Origin of the sequence: Nocardia higoensis (genome assembly GCF_015477835.1) — a bacterium.
Classification (GTDB): Bacteria; Actinomycetota; Actinomycetes; order Mycobacteriales; family Mycobacteriaceae; genus Nocardia; species Nocardia higoensis_A.
The window spans coordinates 361,149-381,048 of record NZ_JADLQN010000004.1; the positions used below are offsets into that span (position 1 = coordinate 361,149).

General features: G+C 70.7%; 18 protein-coding genes. 6 read left to right on the forward strand and 12 right to left on the reverse strand.

The features are described 5' to 3' along the window. Positions 1–57 precede the first annotated feature (57 nt). A complete protein-coding gene (locus IU449_RS22290) occupies positions 58–546 on the reverse strand; it encodes a polyadenylate-specific 3'-exoribonuclease AS (protein WP_195004140.1) in 489 nt (162 codons plus the stop codon). A 187-nt stretch (positions 547–733) separates the two neighbouring features. On the opposite strand from IU449_RS22290, the gene IU449_RS22295 reads away from it, so the two are divergent. Next, on the forward strand, positions 734–2,122 hold the full coding sequence (locus IU449_RS22295) for a class II 3-deoxy-7-phosphoheptulonate synthase (RefSeq protein ID WP_195004049.1): 1,389 nt from the start codon (positions 734–736) through the stop codon (positions 2,120–2,122). Between the two features lie 176 nt (positions 2,123–2,298). On the opposite strand, the gene pknB is transcribed toward IU449_RS22295, so the two are convergent. Beyond that, on the reverse strand, positions 2,299–4,308 hold the full coding sequence (pknB, locus tag IU449_RS22300; protein WP_324188375.1) for a Stk1 family PASTA domain-containing Ser/Thr kinase: 2,010 nt from the start codon (positions 4,306–4,308) through the stop codon (positions 2,299–2,301). Between the two features lie 99 nt (positions 4,309–4,407). Between pknB and IU449_RS22305 the strand changes: the two genes are divergently transcribed. Beyond that, entirely contained in the window at positions 4,408–4,776 is a 369-nt protein-coding gene (locus IU449_RS22305) for an Rv2175c family DNA-binding protein (protein ID WP_195004050.1), read from the forward strand. A 27-nt stretch (positions 4,777–4,803) separates the two neighbouring features. Here IU449_RS22305 and IU449_RS22310 read toward each other — a convergent pair whose 3' ends face one another. From IU449_RS22310 to IU449_RS22330, 5 genes are all read right to left on the reverse strand, one after another. Further along, entirely contained in the window at positions 4,804–5,931 is a 1,128-nt protein-coding gene (locus IU449_RS22310) for a phytoene/squalene synthase family protein (RefSeq protein ID WP_195004142.1), read from the reverse strand. A gap of 68 nt (positions 5,932–5,999) precedes the next feature. Beyond that, a complete protein-coding gene (locus IU449_RS22315; protein ID WP_416382220.1) occupies positions 6,000–7,709 on the reverse strand; it encodes an alpha-(1->6)-mannopyranosyltransferase A in 1,710 nt (569 codons plus the stop codon). Positions 7,710–7,775: 66 nt separating this feature from the next. Then, positions 7,776–9,359, reverse strand: a complete 1,584-nt coding sequence (gene crtI / locus IU449_RS22320) for a phytoene desaturase family protein (RefSeq protein ID WP_195004051.1) — start codon at positions 9,357–9,359, stop codon at positions 7,776–7,778. Between the two features lie 165 nt (positions 9,360–9,524). Further along, a complete protein-coding gene (locus IU449_RS22325) occupies positions 9,525–9,749 on the reverse strand; it encodes a hypothetical protein (protein WP_195004052.1) in 225 nt (74 codons plus the stop codon). Beyond that, the gene (locus tag IU449_RS22330) at positions 9,746–10,891 is read right to left on the reverse strand and encodes a polyprenyl synthetase family protein (protein ID WP_195004143.1); all 1,146 of its coding nucleotides are present in this window, start codon (positions 10,889–10,891) and stop codon (positions 9,746–9,748) included. The genes IU449_RS22325 and IU449_RS22330 overlap by 4 nt, the downstream gene beginning before the upstream one ends. A gap of 265 nt (positions 10,892–11,156) precedes the next feature. Between IU449_RS22330 and IU449_RS22335 the strand changes: the two genes are divergently transcribed. Beyond that, entirely contained in the window at positions 11,157–12,122 is a 966-nt protein-coding gene (locus tag IU449_RS22335; protein WP_416382222.1) for a methylenetetrahydrofolate reductase, read from the forward strand. A 112-nt stretch (positions 12,123–12,234) separates the two neighbouring features. Here the strand turns inward: IU449_RS22335 and IU449_RS22340 are convergent, their stop codons facing one another. From IU449_RS22340 to IU449_RS22360, 5 genes are all read right to left on the reverse strand, one after another. Further along, positions 12,235–13,530, reverse strand: coding sequence for a glycosyltransferase (locus tag IU449_RS22340; RefSeq protein WP_416382229.1), 1,296 nt, complete (start codon positions 13,528–13,530; stop codon positions 12,235–12,237). 80 nt (positions 13,531–13,610) lie between these two features. Further along, a complete protein-coding gene (locus tag IU449_RS22345; protein WP_228805552.1) occupies positions 13,611–14,264 on the reverse strand; it encodes an LppM family (lipo)protein in 654 nt (217 codons plus the stop codon). Between the two features lie 180 nt (positions 14,265–14,444). Then, positions 14,445–15,284: a carotenoid biosynthesis protein gene (locus IU449_RS22350; RefSeq protein WP_195004054.1), complete on the reverse strand. Its 840-nt coding sequence runs from the start codon at positions 15,282–15,284 to the stop codon at positions 14,445–14,447. Further along, entirely contained in the window at positions 15,281–16,843 is a 1,563-nt protein-coding gene (locus IU449_RS22355; protein WP_195004055.1) for a phytoene desaturase family protein, read from the reverse strand. The genes IU449_RS22350 and IU449_RS22355 overlap by 4 nt, the downstream gene beginning before the upstream one ends. Next, positions 16,840–17,451, reverse strand: a complete 612-nt coding sequence (locus tag IU449_RS22360; protein WP_195004056.1) for a GNAT family N-acetyltransferase — start codon at positions 17,449–17,451, stop codon at positions 16,840–16,842. The genes IU449_RS22355 and IU449_RS22360 overlap by 4 nt, the downstream gene beginning before the upstream one ends. Before the next feature lie 220 nt (positions 17,452–17,671). Here IU449_RS22360 and IU449_RS22365 point away from each other — a divergent pair, with 220 nt between their 5' ends. From IU449_RS22365 to mraZ, 3 genes are all read left to right on the forward strand, one after another. Continuing rightward, on the forward strand, positions 17,672–18,097 hold the full coding sequence (locus tag IU449_RS22365) for an SAV_6107 family HEPN domain-containing protein (protein WP_195004057.1): 426 nt from the start codon (positions 17,672–17,674) through the stop codon (positions 18,095–18,097). Positions 18,098–18,243: 146 nt separating this feature from the next. Beyond that, on the forward strand, positions 18,244–18,675 hold the full coding sequence (locus IU449_RS22370) for a DUF3040 domain-containing protein (RefSeq protein ID WP_195004058.1): 432 nt from the start codon (positions 18,244–18,246) through the stop codon (positions 18,673–18,675). A 551-nt stretch (positions 18,676–19,226) separates the two neighbouring features. After that, positions 19,227–19,658 (forward strand): division/cell wall cluster transcriptional repressor MraZ, encoded by a 432-nt coding sequence (gene mraZ / locus IU449_RS22375; RefSeq protein ID WP_195004059.1) that lies wholly within the window; start codon positions 19,227–19,229, stop codon positions 19,656–19,658. Positions 19,659–19,900 lie beyond the last annotated feature (242 nt).

The window sequence follows — 19,900 nt, forward strand, 5'->3', positions numbered from 1 at the left end:
TGCGGCTGACCTCAGCGCCTGCGCGTAGCGGACCTCAGCGCCTGCGCGCAGCGGACCTCAGCGCCTGCGCGCAGCCTCTATGGCCTCGAACTTGGCGAAGTTGTGCCTGGCGTCGGCCAGCGCGTCGTGCGCGTCCTGCGGCACCGGAGGCAGCGGGGGACGCCCGTGCGCCTCCCAGTGCTGGCGCAGTTCGTTGGTGTAGCGCGGCAGCGCGGTCGGCAGACCTGTCATCGACCCCCACAGCTGTACCAGCGCGACGTGGTCGTAGGCGCCCGTCCAGGCCCACAGCTCCGGCTGCACGGTGGCGCGCGGGACGAGGAAGGCGAACAGGTCGTCACGGATCTGCGCCCGGCTGCGCCACCGCGGCGAGGACGGGGCGGGCAGCTGCGGCAGGACGTGTTTGCGCACCCACGACCCGGCCCGCTCGGGATCGAACTCGGTGGATACCGCGTAGTATTCGCGCCCGTCCTCGCAGACGACCCCGATGGAGATCAGGTCTATCGTCCGACCGTCCTCGATGAACTCGCAGTCGTAGAAATACCGCAGCGCGATCGACCTTCCTCGATTGTTCCCCTGGTGCCTGCGGGGTTGCCCGCGCACACCTCACCCTATGTGCCGGGTCTGGTGCGCGGGCGCAAGGGGTCGCCGGAGTGAAAGAGTCCACCCCCGCGAGGAGGATTTTTCACCCATCCCGCGCGATGTCGCCGGACCCGCCGGTACGTATTCTGAACTGGTGAACTGGACCGTCGACGTACCCATCGATCGCTTGCCGGAACTGCCCCCGTTGCCTGTGGAGTTGCGCAGGCGCCTGGACGACGCTCTGGCCCGTCCCGCGTTGCAGCAGCCGTCGTGGGACGCCGGACTGGCGGCGGACATGCGCACCGTCCTGGAGAGCGTGCCGCCGATCTGCCTGCCCACCGAGGTGGAGGAACTGAAGGATCGGCTGGCCGAGGTCGCGCGCGGCGAAGCCTTCCTCATGCAGGGCGGCGACTGCGCGGAAACCTTCGCCGACAACACCGAACCGCACATCCGCGGCAACATCCGCACGCTGCTGCAGATGGCCGTGGTGCTGACCTACGGCGCGAGCCTGCCGGTGGTGAAGGTCGCCCGCATCGCCGGCCAGTACGCCAAGCCGCGCTCGTCGGACATCGACGCCAAGGGCCTGAAGTCCTACCGCGGTGACATGGTCAACTCGCTGGTCGACGACCCGGCGCTGCGCGAACACGATCCGTCCCGCCTGGTGCGCGCCTACGCCAACGCCAGCGCCGCGATGAACCTGGTGCGCGCGCTGACCAGCGCGGGCATGGCCGATCTGCACAAGGTGCACGACTGGAACCGTGACTTCGTGGCCAAGTCCCCGGCGGGCGCGCGCTACGAGGCGCTGGCCGAGGAGATCGATCGCGGCCTGGCCTTCATGAAGGCCTGCCGGGTCAACGACCCGAGCCTGCAGTCCGCGCGCATCTATGCCAGCCACGAGGCGCTCGTCCTCGACTACGAGCGCGCGCTGCTGCGCCTGAGCGAGCACCCGGTGACCGGGGAGCCGCTGCTCTACGACCTGTCGGCGCACTTCCTGTGGATCGGTGAGCGCACCCGTCAGCTCGACGGCGCACATGTCGCCTTCGCCGAGTTGCTGGCCAATCCCATCGGCCTGAAGATCGGGCCGACCACGACTCCCGAACAGGCGGTCGAATACGTCGAGCGGCTCGACCCGAGAAACGAGCCGGGCAGGCTGACCATCGTCTCGCGAATGGGCAACAGCAAGGTGCGTGACGCCTTGCCGCCGATCATCGAGAAGGTGCAGGCCACCGGTCACCAAGTGATCTGGCAGTGCGATCCCATGCACGGCAACACCCACGAGGCCTCCACCGGCTTCAAGACCAGGCATTTCGACCGTATCGTCGACGAGGTGCAGGGCTTCTTCGAGGTGCATCGCGCGCTGGGCACCCACCCCGGCGGCCTGCACATCGAGCTGACCGGCGAGGATGTCACCGAATGCCTCGGCGGCGCCCAGGACATCTCGGATCTGGATCTCAGCGGCCGCTACGAGACCGCCTGCGACCCGCGCCTGAACACCCAGCAGTCGCTCGAGTTGTCTTTCCTGGTCGCGGAGATGCTGCGCTGATACTCGGCTGACCCGCCCGCTCGGAGCGCCCAGGACTTTGGTGTCCTGGGCGCTTGTGCGGGATCGGGCGGGGTGGGACGCGCTCGTGGAGACGGCCCGGTCCGGGACGGTGAACCCGATCGCAGGTGCGCGGTCGGGTACGGGGGACGAGGCCGTCGCCGGAACCGCATCGCGGCTCAGGGGAGCGCGATGAGGGTGACGGTCGAACCCGGCTGGACCTTGTTGGCAATGGTCGGGCTCTGCGAGATGACCACCGAACTGTCGCGCGGGGTCAGCTGACGCACCTGCACCTGCAGGCCGAGCTGTTCGAGGATCTCGCGGGCGTCGGCGACGCTCTTGCCGATCACGCCGGGGATCTTCACCGCGTTGGACACCACCAGGGACACGCCCTGACCGGGGTCGATCGTGGTGCCCTCGACCGGATCGGTGCTGATCACGCTGCCCGCTTCGATGGTCTTGTCGTAGGTCTCGGTGGTGCTGCGCACGGTGATGCCGACGGCGGCCAGCGCCGCCTCAGCCTCCTCGACGGTCTTGCCGCGGACATCGGGCACCTGCACGGGCTGTGCGCCGTTGCTGATGTACACCTTGACCTGTCCGTTGAGCGGGAGCACCGTGCCCGGCTGGGGTTCGACCTTCGCGAGGGTGCCCTCGGGGGCGGCGCTGCCGGTCTCCCCGGCGCGCACGGGGGTGAGCCCGGCGTCCTCGATCTGCGCGATCACCGAGTCGATGTCGTCGCCCGGCTGTACCGCGGGAACCTTCGGCTTGCCGTTGGATACCAGCACCGAGACCGTGGAGCCCTTGGTGATTTTGGCACCAGCGGGCGGATCGCTGCCCACCACGCCGCCGACCGGCACCGTGTCGGAGGCCTTGGGCTCGGTCTGTGCGGTGAACCCGGCCTCGATGATCGCCTCGGTGGCCTGCTCGGCGGTCAACCCCGCGATCGGCGGGACCGCGCTGTAGCGGCCGACGCCGAGCCACCAGCCGCCGATGCCGACCAGCAGGGTGAGCGCGGCGACGACGGCGACCCAGATCAGCGTGGTGCGCCGCGAGTTGGACTGCGCGGCGCGGTAGGGCGAGTGCGCGCCCGCGGGCTCGTAGTGTGGCGCCGCCGGGCGCCCGGGCTGGTTGTACGCGCTGGGCGCGTAGTCGGCGGGTGCGTAGCCGCCGTGGTCGTCGTAGTCGTCGTAGTCGTCCTGGTGCGGCTGCGGACCGGTCACCACCCTGGTCCGGTGGTGGTGCGGTTGCTCGGCGGGAGGGTGCGCGGGCGGTTGGCCGAAGGCTGCCTGGGACAGATCGGCGGCGCGATGGCGAGCGCTGAGATGCTCGGCGGAGTCCTGCGGTGCGGGTACCCGGTAGGGCGGCAGATCCAGCTGCGCGGCGATGTGGCGCAGTTCGGCGAGCATCTCGTCGGCATTCGCGAAACGGTGCGCCGGTTCACGCGCGGTGGCCTTGGCGACCAGCTCGTCGAATTCGATCGGGACGCCGTCGATGTAGCTGCTGGGGCTGGGGACGTCGTTGTCGACCCGCTGCAGGGCGACCGACAGCGAATTGTCGCCGGTGAACGGCACCTGACCGGTGAGCAGTTCGAACAGCAGGATGCCGAAGGCGTAGACATCGCTGCGGGCGTCGGTCTGGCCGGTGGTCACCTGTTCGGGCGAGAGGTAGGCGGCGGTGCCGAGGATCACGCCTGCCGCGGTGGTGTTGGCCGCGGCGACCGCGCGCACCAGGCCGAAATCGGCGATCTTGACCTCACCGGCATCGGAGATGAGCACGTTCTCCGGCTTGATGTCGCGGTGCACCAGGCCCTGACGGTGCGCGACGCCGATCGCCGCGAGCACCGGCTCGACCACCGCGCGCGCGGCGTGCGGTGGCATCGGACCGCGTTCGCGCAGCAATTCCCGCAGCGTGCCGCCCTGCACCAGCTCCATGATCAGGAACGGATGTTCGCCGTCGATGCCCTGGTCGTACACTGCCACCAGCGCCGGGTGGCTGAGCCTGGCGACGGTGCGCGCCTCGAGTTCGAAGCGGGTCAGGAACTGCGGGTCGCCCGCGAACTTCGGGTCCATCACCTTGATGGCGACCGGACGGTCGAGCCGGGTGTCCACGCCACGGAAGACCGTCGACATGCCGCCGCGGGCGATCGGCGCGTCGATCCGATAGCGGCCGTCCAGCATCTGCCCGATCACCAGTGATGTCCTCCGAAATCAGCGGCCGCGCTCTGCGACCCCCTGATGGTAACCATGCCGTTGGATGTGGGCGGCCCACACCGACTACCGTTGTCTACCGTGAGCTCATTCCCCTGCAGCAAGGACGTGCTGTCGGACTCGGTGCCCCTGTTGTCGGTTCCGGAAGTGGCCGAAAGGCTCGGGGTGCTGGTGACCCGCGTACATCAGATGTTGCGCGAGCATCAGCTCCTCGCGGTGCGCCGTGACGGCGTGGCCGGTGTTCCGGAGATCTTCTTCGACTCCTCCGGCGAGGTGGTCAAGATGCTGCCCGGTCTCATCACGGTGATGCGGGACGCGAAGTACACCGATGAGGAGATCTTGGAGTGGATCTTCACCGACGACCCGAGCCTGCCGGGCACGCCGGTCGAAGCACTGCACGGGCCGCTCGCCCGCGAAGTGGTGCGCCGGGCCGCCGCCGAGCCTTTCTGACCGGCGGTTCGACGAGTCGCGTCCCGGTCACCGGCTGGACATCGCGGCCCTGAGGAACTGCCCCGCCGCGACGGCGAGTTTGCGTCGTCGCGGCACCACCGCGCGTTCGGTGAACACCGCGTACCCGGAGTCCTCGATGCGCTCCAGGATCCCCGCGTACAGCACACTCGCGGTCCGGATGGCCGGGCGCACTCGCGGCGTGAGCAGATCGATGCCCGCCTCGGCGCGCCGGTACAGGTCGCGGTCGACGGCGATCAGGTGGGCGAGCGCGCGCCGCACCCGGGCGTCGGTGTTCCCGGTCGCGCGGCAGTGCGCCAGCAGTTCCTCGGTGACGCCGAAGGCCGTGAGTTCCTCCGCGGGCAGATAGATCCGCCCGCGGTCGAGATCCTCGGCGACGTCGCGCACGAAGTTGGTGAGCTGGAACGCCTCGCCCAGCGCCGCGGCCGCAAGCTCGGCCTCCGCGCGCGGCCCGACCGTGCCGAGCACCGGCACCAACTGCAGGCCGATGGCCGCCGCGGAGCCGCGCATGTATTCGCGCAGCTCGGCGAAGTCGGCGTACCGGTCGCGGAAGGTCGGCGAGCCGGGGATGTCCATCCGCATGGAGTCCAGGAAGGTCCAGAAGTGCTCCGGCGCGATGGTGAAGCGGCGCACGGTGTCGGTCAACGCGGCCAGCGCCGCGGGCCATATCTCGGGCAGCGCCCGCGCGATCTCGGCGTCGCCCGCGTGGTCGCGCGGACGATCCGACGGTACGCCGAGCGCGGCGTGCACCTGCGCCTCGATGACGTCCAGCAGGTCGACCGGCCCCGGTCGACTCCCGGTGGCTGCGGCGGCGTCGCCGAGGGTGGCTGCGGCGTCGTCGCCGACCACGCCCTCGGGTGTCGCGGCCCGACCTGCCCCTGGCGTTCGCCTCGCCGCCACCGCTGCCGCTCGGCGAAACGCTGTCGGGCCGCCGACGGTCGGCGGCACGAGATTCGGGTACTCGGCGACGTCGACGATGTCGTCGACGACCCGGGCGAAGGCGTACAGCGCGTGGACCGCCGGCCGCTGGTGCGGGGCCAGCAGCCTGGTCGCCAGGTGGTAGGTCCGCCCGTGCGCCGCCGAGACGTCGCGACAGCGGCGATACGCCGCGGCTAGATCCACCGCGGCCGGGTCCACCGCGGTGGAGGCGGGTGACGCCGGATCGGGCGTTGTGGGGGCGCTACGCGCGTCGTCGGCGTGGTCGTTCACGCGCGGGCGACGGTCGCGGGCTCCGCCGCGGGCGCCGAGAGTGCCACGGGTTCACGCGGTGCCGCCGAGGAGGTGCCCAGTCGCAGCGGGTCCACGTGCCGCAGCGACAACGCGGCCACCACGGCGACGAAGGTCGCCGCGGCCACATGCCAGAAGTTGTACAGGCCGATGGAGCCGTCGGGCTGGAAGACCAGCATCAGCCAGGTGCATATACCGACCAGCACCATCGAGGTCGTTGTCGACAACGCGAAACCGGCGGCCAGCGCCAGCGGCCACGAGTAGTACCAGGGCAGCGCGGCGGGGGAGAGGATCACGATCGCGACGAACGCGATGAGGATGCCGAAGACGGCCTCGCGCTCGCTGTGGCGGAACCGCCACCAGGTCGCCACCAGCACCACCACCAGCGCGACCGCGCACAGGGTGCGGGTCACGCTCAGTACCGATTCCAGGCGCAGGTTCGTGATCCAGGTGGTGGCGTGCGCCATGACGGTCGGCAGCGACAGCCAGTTGATGATCTTCTTCGACCCCGACAACGCCGTCAGCCAGCCGATCCCGACGCCGGCGATGGCGGAGGCGGCGACGAACACCGCCGCGAACACACTCAGGCCGAGACCGGCGATCTTGGCGAAGGTCAGCACGGGATGCGGCATGTCGGGCCCCGGCTTGGCCGCGTCGGGCTGCCCGGATTTCTCGCTCGAGGCCGGATCGCGCTCGGCGTTCGGGTCGAGCGCGGCGCGTTCGAGCGCCCGCCGTTCGCGTTCGTGCAGCATCCAGATCCACACCAGGAACGGCAACGCCACGCCTGCGGTCGCCTTGATGGCCACGCCTATCGCGACGACGACGATGCCCGCCACATGATGGCGTTCGAGCACCAGCGCGATGCCCGCGCACATCAGCCCCACCATCAGCATCTCGTTGTGCACCCCGCCGATGAGGTGGATGAGCACCAGCGGGTTGAGCACCGCCAGCCACAGGGCCACGGTGGGCCTGCCGCCGAGGTGCTTGGTCAGGTACGGCACCGCCCACATCATCAGCGCCAGGCCCGGCAACATCACCAGGCGAAGGGCGATGGTGCCCGAGACCACGTCGTCGCCGGTGATCGCGGTGATCGCGCGCCCGAGCAAGAGGAAGGCCGGACCGTAGGGAGCGGTGGTGGTGGTCCACACCGGACTCACATTGTCCAGCAGCACGCCGGGATTGGCGACCGGACCGACCGTGTACGGATCGAATCCGTCGCGCAGCAGTGCGCCCTGGGCGAGATAGGAGTAGGCGTCGCGGCTGAACATGGGCACCGCGAACAGCAGCGGGAAGATCCAGATGCCGACGATGGCGCGCAGTTCGTTGAGCGTCACGTGCACGGGGCGGCCGCCGAAGCCGAGGGTGCTGCGACCCAGCCGCACCCAGGCGGTGATCATGGCCAGCACGCCTGCCCAGATCAGAATCGTCGACAGCGCGTACCCGTGGCCGAATCGCAGCCAGGACAGGTGCAGCGCCTCGAGCAGCGGATCGCGGGTGCGGACGCTGCCCGCGCCGAACCCGCCGAAGGTGATCAGCGCCGCGCCGACGAAACCGAGCAGTGCCGCGTGGCCCTCGGGACTGCGGGCGAAGTCGGCCCAGGCCTGCATCCGAGTGCGGCCTCCGCCGGGAACGGCGCCGGTCACGACGACTTGGGCGGGGGCTGCGGTGCTCGTGTCGGGGGGATGCATGTCGTGTCGGTTCCCCCGGGCGAGATCGGCGGTCGCAACCGCGTGTGGATATGGTCGGCAGTCAGTTTAGTAGTTGTCCGGCGGGACGCTCGCCCTGGACCGGGCGGGTTCTCCCGGGGTCTGTTCCGCGACGCCGATGATCCGGTGTGCCGCCAGTTTGCCTGACAGCAGCACGGTCGGTACCCCGATGCCGGGGACGGTGCCGCAACCGGCGAGGACCACGTTGTCGGCGAAGCGGGGCATGTTACGGGTGCGGAACGGGCCGGTTTGCCGGAACAGGTGCGCGGTCGCGAACGGCGTGCCCGCCAGCATCCCTCGGGCGCGCCAGGTGTACGGGGTGTCGAGGTGATCGACGGTGAAGTGCTCGGCGATGCCGCGGTAGCCGCGCTGTTCCAGCAGCGACAGCAGTTCGCCGAGATAGGGCCGGGCCAGGCGGTCCCAATCCAGCGGCGCGCTGTCCAGATTCGGGCACGGCGCGAGGATCGAGAGCGGTTCGTGACGGCCGTCGGCGCGGGTGACGAACAGCTCCGAATCGGTCAGTGCGGGCCGGGTCAGCAGCAGGGAGGGTTCGCTCATCAGCTTGCCCTTGCCGCGGCGGGTGGCGATCTCGCGGAAGGTCTCTTCCCAGGCCGCGCCGAAATCGATGGTGTGGTGCGCCTGGATCGGCCAGCTCGCGGCGACCTCGGCAGGGATGGTGCCGTGCGCGACGACCGCCGAGGGAGACGCGCGCAGTCCCCGTCGCAGTCTGCCGCCGAAACGCTCGATCGACCCCAGGTCGGCGGTCAGCACGACCGCGTCGCACGGCACGCGTTCGCCGTCGGCGAGCACCACCCCGGTCGCGCGCTTGCCCGCGTAGTCGATCCGCGCGACCTCGCTGTTCAGTCTCAGCGTGCCGCCCGCGTCGGTGAGGGCAGAGGCCATGGTCTCGGCGACCGCGCTCATCCCGCCGCGCGGGAAGTAGACGCCCATCGAGGTGTCCATGTGCGGGATCACGGCATAGACGGCGAGCGCGTCGGCCGGGGCCATGCCCGCGTAGAGGGCCTGGAAGGTGAACAGCCGCGACAGGCGGCGGTCGGTGAGCAGACGGTCGATCCTCGCGCCGAGACTGCCGAATCCGCCGAGCCGGACCAGGTCGAGCAGTGCGGCGCGTTTCGCCGGTGTGCGCACCATGTCCAGCGGCGAGTCGAAGTCGGCGTCCATGAATTCGGCGAACTCGGCGCGATAGATCGCGGCCAGCCAGTCCCGCAGCCGTCGGTAGCGCACGGCCTCGTCCGGGCCGCAGGTGCGCGCGACCTCCTCGGCCATCAGGTCGGGATCGGCGAAGACACGGATGTCGGTGCCGTCGGCGTAGCGGGCGTGATAGCTCGGCGACAGCGCGAGGACCTCCAGTGGCACCGGCGCGGAGGCGCGGGTGTGCCCCACGGCGGCGAGCGCTTCGTCGACGAGCTCGGGCATGGTGAGCACGGTGGCGCCGGAGTCGATCCGATAGTCGGGGCCGATGTAGCGCCCGACCCGGCCGCCGGGATGGTCCGCACGCTCGAGCAGGGTGACCTGCCGCCCCGACCCGGTCAGATGCAGCGCCGCGGCCAGCCCGGACAGGCCCGCTCCGATCACCACGACCCGGTCGGTCGGTCCCGCAACGGTTTTCATCTGGACTCCTCGTCACCTGAGTGTCGTTACCGCCCCGGACTACGCTCGTCCTCCGTGCCGCGTGCGTGCGGGCGCCCCGGTGCGCAGGTTACCCGGGCGCATCAGGGCACGGCCCCGCAGCCGGACCCGGCGAGGCTGGAATCGGATGTGGTGGGAGTCGGCGTGTCAGTCCTCGATGAAGTCTTCTTCTTCGAAGAGGGTGTCCTCGGGCAGCGCGGAGCACGACCTGGGCACGGGGAAGTCGCGCCGCGTGGGCAGCGAGGCGCCGAGGATCACCCGGCGTTCGGTGAGGGCGGCCAGTGCCTTGCCACGGCGCTTGCCTGTGCCGCGCGGGGCGGGCCCGGCCCCGACGGTGATCACCCGATGGGCGGGCGACACAACGGCTTTCATGCAGTCCTCCTGGTAGCGGCCAGCGCCATACCGCGAAGGGTCTGCTTCGCGGCGGGTGTGGCCGAACTGGTTTCCAATGCGGCCAAGCCGCGTTCGGTGAGATCGGCGATGCGTTGTTCCACATCGTCGACGGCGCCGAGCTCGACGAGCACGGCGCGTAGGCGTTCCACGTCCTCGGCATCCAGATCGGTGCCGATGCTGTCCCGCAGCAGTGCCGCCGCGGTGTGGTCTGTGGCGTCGGCCCGGCGCAGTGCCTCGGCCAGCAGCACGGTGCGTTTGCCCTCGCGCAGGTCGTCGCCGGAGGGCTTGCCGGTCACCTCCGGGTCGCCGAACACCCCGAGCAGGTCGTCGCGTAGCTGGAAGGCGAGGCCGATGTCGGTTCCGAAGGTGCGATAGGCGCTGATCAGGCCGTCGTCGGCGCCCGCGATCGCGGCGCCGAGGTGCAGCGGCCGCTCCACGGTGTATGCGGCGGTCTTGTAGCGGTTGATCCGCATCGCCGCCTCGACCGAATCGTCCCGGCCGGCTTCACCGTTGATGTCGAGCAGCTGTCCGCCGAGCACCTCGGTGCGCATCGCGGCCCACACCGGGGCGAAGCGCGCGAGCGCGGCTTCGTCGAGGCCCGCGGCGTGCACCATGTCGTCGGCCCAGGCCAGCGCCAGATCGCCGATCAGGATGGCGACACCGACACCGAAGTGGGCCGGGTCGCCGGACCATCCGCGCTCACGGTGACGCTGTTCGAAGTCGACGTGCACGGTGGGGAAGCGCCGCCGGGTGCGCGAGGAATCGATGATGTCGTCGTGGACGAGCGCGCATGCCTGGACCAGTTCCAGCGCGGCGCAGGCTTTGCGGACCGCGTCGGCCTCGGCCGAGTCCTCGTCGCCGCCCGCGCCCAGCCAGCCGTGCCAGGCGAAGGCGGGCCTGGTGCGCTTGCCGCCGCGAAGCACGAACGCTTCGAGAGTGTCGGCGGCTTCCTCGAAGACCGGGCCGAGCGCACTCACCGAGGGGCGGCGGTCGGCGAAGAACGCGACGAGCGCGGCTTCCACGGAGACGACGAATTCCGCGGATCCCAGCGTCGGCGCCGGTGTCCCGGCGGCAGGGATTCGTGTCGGAGTACCGGGTCCGGCGGACAGAGGAACCTCCAAGGTCACGGTGTCGTTGCTGCCCGGTCGTTGCTGCCGGGATGTATCGGGCAGTATGCGGGGCTGGGTTCTGTCGGGTCGTCCTGGCAGGCGTCAGCGCGCGCGAGTGCGCGAACTCACGATGCCGCCGCCACGAAGAATACTCGCATGTGCGCAAGGTGTGATCAGCGGGCTCTCCGCGCGCGTCGAAACGAGCCCTGACCTGGTGTTCTGCGCCCGAGCGCATGAGCGGGCGCTCGCCACGAAGGGGTCTCACTACACTGGACCGGTGACTGTCGATCCCGCGCCCTCGTCCATCTCCGGCACACCGTCGGTGGTGCAGAGCCTGCGGGCCCACGAGGGCCGTGCGGTGCCGTTCTCCGTCGAGTTCAACCCTCCCCGCGACGCCGCGGGCGAGGCGCGGCTGTGGCGCGCGGTGCGGGAGTTCGAGTGCATGCATCCGGCCTTCGTGTCGATGACCTACGGCGCGGGCGGCTCCACCAAGGACCGGACGGTGCGGGTCACCGGTCAGCTGGCGCAGGAGACCACGCTGCTTCCGGTGGCCCATCTGACCGCCGTCGGGCACAGCGTGGCCGAACTGCGTTCGCTGGTCGGCGCCTACGCCGATTCGGGCATCCGCAACATCCTGGTGCTGCGCGGCGACCCGCCCGGCGACCCGCTCGGCGAATGGCACCGCCACCCCGAGGGGGTGGAGTACGCGGAGGAACTGGTGCGCATCGTCCGGGATCTGGGCGACTTCCACGTCGGTGTCGCCTCCTTCCCGCAAGGCCACCACCGCTCGCCCGACCTGGACTCCGACACCGAATTCCTGGTCGCGAAACTGCGTGCGGGCGCCGAGTATTCGATCACCCAGATGTTCTTCGAGGTCGAGCACTACCTGCGGCTGCGGGATCGGGTCGCCGCGCTCGACCCGATCGAGGGTGCCAAGCCGATCATTCCCGAGCTGATGCCGATCACCTCGCTGCGCACCGTCACCCGCGCCGAGGAACTGTGCGGGCGACCGTTGCCCGCCCCGGTCCTGGAGCGGCTGCGTCGCGCGGCCGGAGACGGACCGGAGGAGAACAAGGCCGCCGTGCGCGAGGCGGGTATCGAGATCGCCACCGAGATGGCGCAGCGCCTCATCGACGAGGGCGCGCCCTGCCTGCACTTCATCACACTGAACTTCGCCAAAGCGACCAGCGAGGTGCTCACCAACCTCGGTTACGGCGTGTCCCCGGCTCCCGCGCGCGCCTGAGCGTCGCGCCCGCCCGCACCCGCGGCACGGTCGTCGCGGACACGCCGTCCACACGCGGATCCTGTTCGCCCGCTTCGACGGCCACCCCGCAGCCGGTTCTGCTCGGGCGCGCTCACGACCGCGTCGTGACGGCCGGACGTCCCTTCCAGCGCACCGCGCCCCGCCGCCGCGCGCGATGCGAGCGGAGCGTCAGCAACTGGTAAACCGCCACCGCGATCGGGTGCGCGAGCGCCGAACTCACATCGCTCGCGCGCAACGCGGCCCCGGTCTCGAGACGGCGGGCCAGCAGCCTGCCCGCGACCGCCGCCGCGTAGCCGAGCGCGCCGGTTCGGCGTAGCCGTCCGTGTCCGAACACCGCGGCGGCCGGAGGAAGAACGTACGCCGCGCCCGCCGCGACGGCGACCGCCGTCGCCGCCGTCGGGGAACCGCCGTGGGCCGACCACAGCCAGCGGGTGTACCCGGCCTCGAGTTCGGTTGCGCCACGGTACATCCGGGTGCTCGCCAGCGGACCGGCCGCCACCACCCGGGTGGACGATCCGGCCCGGCGCAACGCACGGGCGATGTCGAGGTCTTCGATCGGGCTGCCCGCCACCGACTCGTGCCCGCCGATCGCACGATAGGCCGGGGCGTCGAACACCAGGAACTGCCCGCAGGACACCACGGTGCTCGGCCGCAGACTCCGATTACCGAACGGCACCAGCAGAGTCGAGGCCCACGACCAGCACAGCAACGGCTGCACCAGCGCCTCCGCCCGCGACCCGGAGCGCTGCCAGGGCCAGGGCGCGACCATCGCCGCACCGCTGCGCCGCAGTTCGGCTACCGCCGCCGCGATCGCCTGCGGTGCCAGACGTACGTCCGCGTCGAGGAAGACCACCACGGACGGCGCGGACGGGACCACCGCGCGGGAGCCGACCACGGACGTGCGTCGCTCGCCGGACGGGGTCTCGGCGGGGGCGTCCTGATGTTCGCGCGCAGCGGATTCGGTCCGCTTCCCGGAGGTAGGGCCGAGCCGGTCACCGGCAGGGAACTCGGGCCGACCGCTGTCGGCGTCGACACGAGCTGTCGGGCCGGGGGCGCGGGCACCGGTGAACGCGGCGGGATGGGCGTCGGTGGCCCCGGCGTGGACGGCCAGCCGAGCGCAGGCCGCGGCTTTTCCCGTCCAGCCCGACGGAGGCGGATCCTCCGACCGCAGGACGGTGATCCGCGCGTCCTCGCCTGCGGCGGCACGGGCGAGTTCGGCGGTGCCGTCCGAGGACCCGTCGTCGAGGATCAGCACGCGCAACCGGGGGACGCCGACCTGGGCACGCAGGTCGGCGATCAGATCGGGCAGCCTGCTCGCCTCGTCGCGTGCGGGTACGCACACCGTGACCGGTTCGAGTACCGCGAGACTCGGGTGCAGGCGGGGCACGGTGAACCGGTTGACGAGGGCGATGACGCAGCCGGTCAGCGCGAGGCCCGTGCCCAGGCCGGTCGCGGCGGCGGCCGGCCTCAGCGGAACTGCTTGACCGAGCGCCACCAGCGCCGCCAGGAGAACTGGTGTTCGGGGGCTTCGGGCGTCGGGTTGCGATTGAGGTAGGCCATGCCCGCCACGATCGCCGCGACCGCCAGGGTGATGCCGCCGACGATGCCCGCCCAGCCCGCGAACGAGCGGGTGTTCGGGTCGGGATAGCCCACTTCGGCGCGCAGCGTGGACACCTCTCCGGGCGGCAGCTTCCACGAGACCGTGTTGTCGCCCTCACGGGTGCCGTTGGTCTTGGCGACCCGCGCCGGGAAGGCGATGGTGAACTGCACGTCCGAGCCGTGCGGCGGCACCGATTTCAGGTCGATGCGCCCGTTCAGCGACACCAGGTCGCCCACCCGCTGGAACTGCAGCTGGATCATGCCCTGAGCCTGCTCGTTGAGCTGGGACAGTTGCTGCACATCGCCGAAGGACAGGTCCTCGAAGAACACCTTGCTGCCGACATAGCCGTCCTGGTTGTACGGCTCCACGCGCACCTTGGACGCCAACGATTCCGGTGCGGTCAGCTGTGGCCCGGTGTCCTCCGCGGAGGCGGGAACCACGGCCGCGACGATCCGCCCGGATACTCGGTCGTTGGACGACACCCCCATCGAGACCTGCACCCGTAGGCACCCGGCCAGCATCGGCACCAGCAGGGCGGCGAGCAGGACGGCGGACGCGACGCGAACCCGCGCCGTCGGCCGTGAAACGACCGCGGTGGTCGCGGCGGGTGGGGTGGCTGCACTCGATCGCACGGGTCACATCGTGCCAGGCCCCCCGCGGCCGGCGCCAAAGGGCAGCCGCCGACACGGTGATTCGGCGCATCACCCGGGCGGACGCACCACGCTCGCGAACCCGTGCCGGACCAGCACGACCAGCAGGGGGACGCCGAGCACCCCCATTCCGACGAAGCCGTAACCCGCCGAGACGGGCAGCCCGAGGAAGACCAGGTGCGCCAGCGCCGAACCCAGCCAGGTCCACAGGAAGACCACCACCGGCACGGTGTTGTCCACGCCCGACCGTTGCCGGGAAGGCGGCGGCGCGGCGCGCTCCCAGATCGTGAGTCCCAGCGCCATGAACAGCGCGACCACCAGCCAGCCGAGATAGTTGGTCAGCGGGATCTCGGGGATGCCCGGCAGTCCGGAATCGGTGTCGCACCAGGTCCATCGGTCGTCGTCGACCATCTGCGGATCGAGGAACAGATCCCAGCCCAGCGCGCCTGCCATCGTGAGCACGATGCGCGCCGGCTCGCGGGCCGCGCCCGCACGGTCGGCCAGCAGCGTGGCCACCACCCAGACCGGATACAGCCCGCCGGTCCAGGCCAGCGGGATCAGCAGCGGCACCTCGGCGAACGAGGGACCGAGCGGTCCGAGGGCGTATTCGTAGCAGCCGTAGGGCAGGCCGGTCGCGACGCCGAGGATCTCCGAGGACAGGCCGAGCCCGGAGATGATGACCAGTACGCCCGCGGCATAGCGGAACCCGCGGGTCATCGTGGCGTGCGCGAGCGCGGTCGCCGCGGACAGCAGCACGACGGTGATCGTCACCCGGTCGCGCGCGGTGCCGGAGGTCAGCGGATAACCGATCTGGGTGAGCACCAGCAGCACCGTGAAGAGCATCGGCAGGTGCCTGGTCCACCGCGCCGCGGTCGACGGCGATTCGTTCATCGGCGCGACAGGAACGGGATGCGGGAGCGGCGGCGATCGCGCAGGAACAGCCGCGCGGCGCTGCGTCCGCTGGCACCGCTGACCCCGCCACCGGGATGGGTCGACGCGCCGGTGAGGTACAGACCGGGGGCGCCGGGCACCCGCTGCCCGGACAGTTCCGGCAGCGGCCGCCACATCATCACCTGATCCAAGGACATCTCCACGTGCATGACATTGCCGCCGAGCAATCCCATCTCCCGCTCCAGATCCACCGGGGTCTGCGTGAACCGCTGCCGCACCGAACCGGCGAATCCCGGTGCCAGCGCGTCCACCTCGCCGATGATCCGGTCGGCTTCGCGCTCGGCGTGCTCGCTCCACGCGCTGCCGTCGGCCAGGCGATACGGATGCCATTGCGCCCACAGCGAGAGCTGGTGTTCGCCGGGTGGGGCGATGCTCGGATCCAATGCGCTGAAGCTCATCGCGAGCACCGCGGGCCGGGGCGGCAGATCGCCTGCCAAGGCCGCGCCGTGCGCGCGGTAGAGCTGCGCGCGATCGGAGACCAGCAACTGCAGCCCGCGCGCGGATTCCGCGGCGCTCGCGCCCGGATAGGCGGGCAGCGCGTCGGTCGCGACGCGCACGATCATGCCGATGCCGGGACCGACCCGGATACGGGACCGCCAGTCCTCGATCACCCCGGCGTCGAAACCGCCCGCCGCCAGCAGATCGAGCGTGGTCAGCACGTGCGCGCCCGCGATCACCGCTTCCGCGCGGATCTCCCGGCCCGCCTCGGTGCGCACCCGCCAGCCGGCACCGTCGCGGTGCAGGGACGTCGCCGCCTCACCGGTGCTGATGGTCGCGCCGTCGGCGCGCAGCCGGGCGGCCAGTGCCTCGGTGAGCGCGCCGCTGCCGCCCACCGCGCGGCCCGGCGGCAGCGTGTGCATGAGCGCCGCGAAACCGACCATGGGCGCGGACCCCGGTTCCGACATCGGCGGTCCGGACTGCGCGCCGAACCAGGCCAGCGCCGCCTTCAGCCGCTCGTCCCGGAAGAAGCTGTCCAGCAGCGCGTCCCCGGACTGCAGGAACTCCCGCGACAGCGCGCTGCCGCCGGATCCGGTGTCCAGACCCCAGAACGAGCGCAGCAGGTGCGGCGGCTGCGGCGCCGCGCCGAACGCGCGCATCACCCGGGTGCTGCGCGGTCCCCAGATGCCGACGAAGCGGCGGTAGGCGTCGGCCTCGCGGGAGCCGCAGGCACGTTCGATCGACGCGCAGGTCGCGTCCAGGCTTCGGTGGAACACGATCGGCGGCCCGTCGGCGGCGGGGGCGAAACCCCACGGATCGCAGTCGATATAGCGCAGGCCGAAGCGGGCAAGTTCCAGATCCTCGACGATGCCGGTGTGCCGGATCATGATGTGCGCCGAGGATCCGCGATCGACCCGATGCCCGGGGAAGCGCTCCACCGTGGACACCGCTCCGCCCAGCACCTCGTCGCGTTCGAGAACCTCGACCGCGTGCCCGGACCTTGCCAGATACGCGGCGGCGACCAGGGCGTTGTGGCCGCCGCCGACCACGACGACGGTCACAGCGGCAACCGCCTGCCCAGGATGGCGAAAGGCCTGCTGTCGCCGGAGAAGACGAAGTCACGGATCACGTCGTCGAATCCCTCCCGGCGGTACAGCCGCCACGCGCGGTTCTCCTCGGCGGGCACCTCCGGTGTGGACAGCAGCACGGCCCGCTCCGCGCGACCGGTGAGCAGCCTGCGCAACAACGTCCGGCCGATCCCGAGGCCCTGGGCGCTGGGGTGCACGTGCAACTCGGTCAGTTCGAAATAGTTCGAAAGCAGCTCGGACGCGGACTGTTCGGGCCAGCCGCAGCGGCGCATACCGACGCGCACCTGCTGATGCCACCACTGGTTCGGCGCACCGTGGTATCCGTAGGCGATGCCGAGCATCCGAGAGGTACGCGCGTCGACACGGCCGTTGTCGTCCGGCAGCAGCGCCGCGACGGCCTGCCAGCCCGCTCGGGTGGTGTGCTCGTTCCACATGGGGGCGCGGTGGTTCTCCGTGCCCCGGGGGTACTCCATGGCGGCCACGTACACCGACAGCGCATCGTGCAGCCGGTAGCGCAGGTCGGCGACCGAGAGGTCGACGACGGCGGGGGCGGGGGTCTGATGTGGCGTGACGGCGGTCATGGCTCTCGTCGATGTCGCGCGATGGGCGGTGGGGCAGGCAGGGGATGGACGGTTCGTTCGGCAGAACTTGTCGGTGGGTGTCCCTATATTCAAGCTCAATTCAAACGTTCGAATATCTGTTCGGTCCGCGCGGTGCGCGGGACGGGGAGCGCGAGCGGTGGTGCCGGTGTCGTCCGCGGGGCCGGCGGCGGTGCCGCGCCGGTTCGGAAGGGGACGGCTGATGAGTCGCAACGCAGCGCGGGAACGGCCGGGCAAGGCGGGCATCCTGCTCGACAAGGCCGACGGACTGCTCCTGCAGGCGGCGGGGGAGCGCGACCCGCGCGAACGGTTCCGCACGGCCTATCTGGCCGCGCTGCGCGGCGCGGGGGCGGTGCTGGCCTGCACCGGAGCCGATGCCGCACCGCGGGCGAGGTCGCGCAACGCCTGGGTGCTGTTGCAGCGCGCCGCGCCGGAATTCGTCATGTGGGCGGACTACTTCGCCGCCCGCTCGGAACTGCGCGCCGCGCTGGAGGCCGGGCTCGACCGTGACGTGGGCGACGCCGACGCCGACGAGTTCGCCTCGCGGGTGGGCGCATTCCTGCACGACGTGGCCGATCTGCTGCAGTCGGCGGCCCGTTTGCGCCTCGCCCCGGGCATGAGCGCGTAGCGGCTCGGCGACAGTTTCGTTCCACAGCGCCCATTGGGTGGTACGGCCCTGATCGAACTCGTATCATGGGGACAGATGGCCGCCAAGGTCGGCTATCTGTCGCCTACCCGGAGGCGACAGTCACGCCTAGTGCCGGGGGAGGTACCGTGCCACTCTCCGAGCACGAGCAGCGCATGCTCGAACAGATCGAGAGCGCGCTCTATGCTGAGGACCCGAAGTTCGCCTCGTCCGTACGCGGCGGGCGACTTCGCACCACCACGAGTCGTCGTCGACTCCAGGCAGCCGCTCTGTTCGCCCTCGGCCTGCTCTTGCTGGTCACGGGTATCGCCGGGCCGAAGCCGGGTGGATTCCCGATCATCAGCCTGATCGGGTTCGTGATCATGTTCGGCGCCGGTGTGCTGCTGTTGACCGGCGGCACCAAGGTGTCCGGCGGCGACGTGCCCACCGGTCGAACGGGCTCCGGCGGCCCTTCCGGTCGAAGTCCCGGCGGCCGCGGCCCCGGCGGGCGTCAGCGCAAGTCCGGCGGGTTCTCCGAACGCATGGAGGACCGCTTCCGCCGCAGGTTCGAGCAGGACTGAACGCGTGGGTGCGGTTCGCCGCGCCCACGACATTCTCATACAGGCGGCGCCGACCCCGACGGGTACGGCGTCGCCTTCTCGTGTTCGCCGGTCGATCGCGGACTCCGCGCGCTGCGCGCTCCCGGTGACCTCCCCGGCTGTGTGGCACCCGGCGTGCCCGGCCTACCTGTCCCGATGCGGCGGTAGGCGACACGCCGGGCGCCGGAGTTCGTTCCTGGTGCGGCGACATCCACCGGGACGGGTCCGCGGCACCTGATCCGGTACCCCCCACATCTCTCCACCGCCCTCCCTCGGGCACCCCTCATCCGGCCGTCCGCCGGGGAGTTTGCTGGTTGTTTCCGGGCTGTCGTGTGGTGCCCGCCGCGTGTCGTCAGGACATGCGCAAAGCCCCCCACATCAGTGATAGCTGGGATGACCTGCGGAATCGCTCGAGCGGGGAGCCAGATCACCTCTGGTTTCGATTGAAAGTGGGGGAAAGTGGGGTAATGTGGAGCGCGCACTACAGGAGAGACCATGCAGGCGCGGTGATCCGGTAGAGAGGTGACGAGAAGATGTTTCTCGGTACCTACACACCGCGTCTGGACGACAAGGGGCGACTCACGTTGCCTGCGAAGTTTCGAGATGAACTGGCGGGAGGGTTGATGGTCACGAAGAGCCAAGACCACAGCCTTGCCGTATATCCCAAAGAGGAGTTCACCGCGCTCGCGCGCCGAGCGGCGGCCGCGTCTCGAAGCAATCCGCAGGCACGAGCGTTCGTCCGGGCGCTGGCAGCCGGTACGGACGAACAGCGTCCGGACACACAGGGCCGTATCACGTTGTCGGCGGATCACCGTCGCTACGCCAACCTGTCACGGGAGTGTGTGGTGATCGGCTCGGTCGACTTCCTCGAAATCTGGGACAAGCAGGCGTGGGAGTCCTACCTCGCCGAGCACGAGGAGGATTACGCGCAAGCGAGAGACGAGTCGCTGGGCGGGATCTTCTAGCCGGGCGAGCGAGTGCCGCGCGGTCTCTGTCCGAGCGCGGACCCTGGCGTACTTCCCCGACGCCAGGTGCCGGTTCGGACAGGGACCACGGGGCACTCGCCCCGGTGATCATCAACGATATGTCCGATCCAGCCCGCAGCAGCATTCACCGCGTGACATCCCCGACGAGAACAGCCCGAGTGGACTCGGCGCCTCGCCTCGCGGTTCGCACGGATGCACATGCGGACGAAAACACAAGCAGA

Coding starts and splice junctions, on each gene's coding strand:
- IU449_RS22360 (WP_195004056.1), bottom strand. CDS start 17,451: ATGACCGCCGTCACGCCACATCAGACCCCCGCCCCCGCCGTCGTCGAC.
- IU449_RS22345 (WP_228805552.1), bottom strand. CDS start 14,264: ATGCTGGCCGGGTGCCTACGGGTGCAGGTCTCGATGGGGGTGTCGTCC.
- IU449_RS22350 (WP_195004054.1), bottom strand. CDS start 15,284: ATGAACGAATCGCCGTCGACCGCGGCGCGGTGGACCAGGCACCTGCCG.
- IU449_RS22315 (WP_416382220.1), bottom strand. CDS start 7,709: ATGCATCCCCCCGACACGAGCACCGCAGCCCCCGCCCAAGTCGTCGTG.
- mraZ (WP_195004059.1), top strand. CDS start 19,227: ATGTTTCTCGGTACCTACACACCGCGTCTGGACGACAAGGGGCGACTC.
- IU449_RS22365 (WP_195004057.1), top strand. CDS start 17,672: ATGAGTCGCAACGCAGCGCGGGAACGGCCGGGCAAGGCGGGCATCCTG.
- IU449_RS22325 (WP_195004052.1), bottom strand. CDS start 9,749: ATGAAAGCCGTTGTGTCGCCCGCCCATCGGGTGATCACCGTCGGGGCC.
- crtI (WP_195004051.1), bottom strand. CDS start 9,359: ATGAAAACCGTTGCGGGACCGACCGACCGGGTCGTGGTGATCGGAGCG.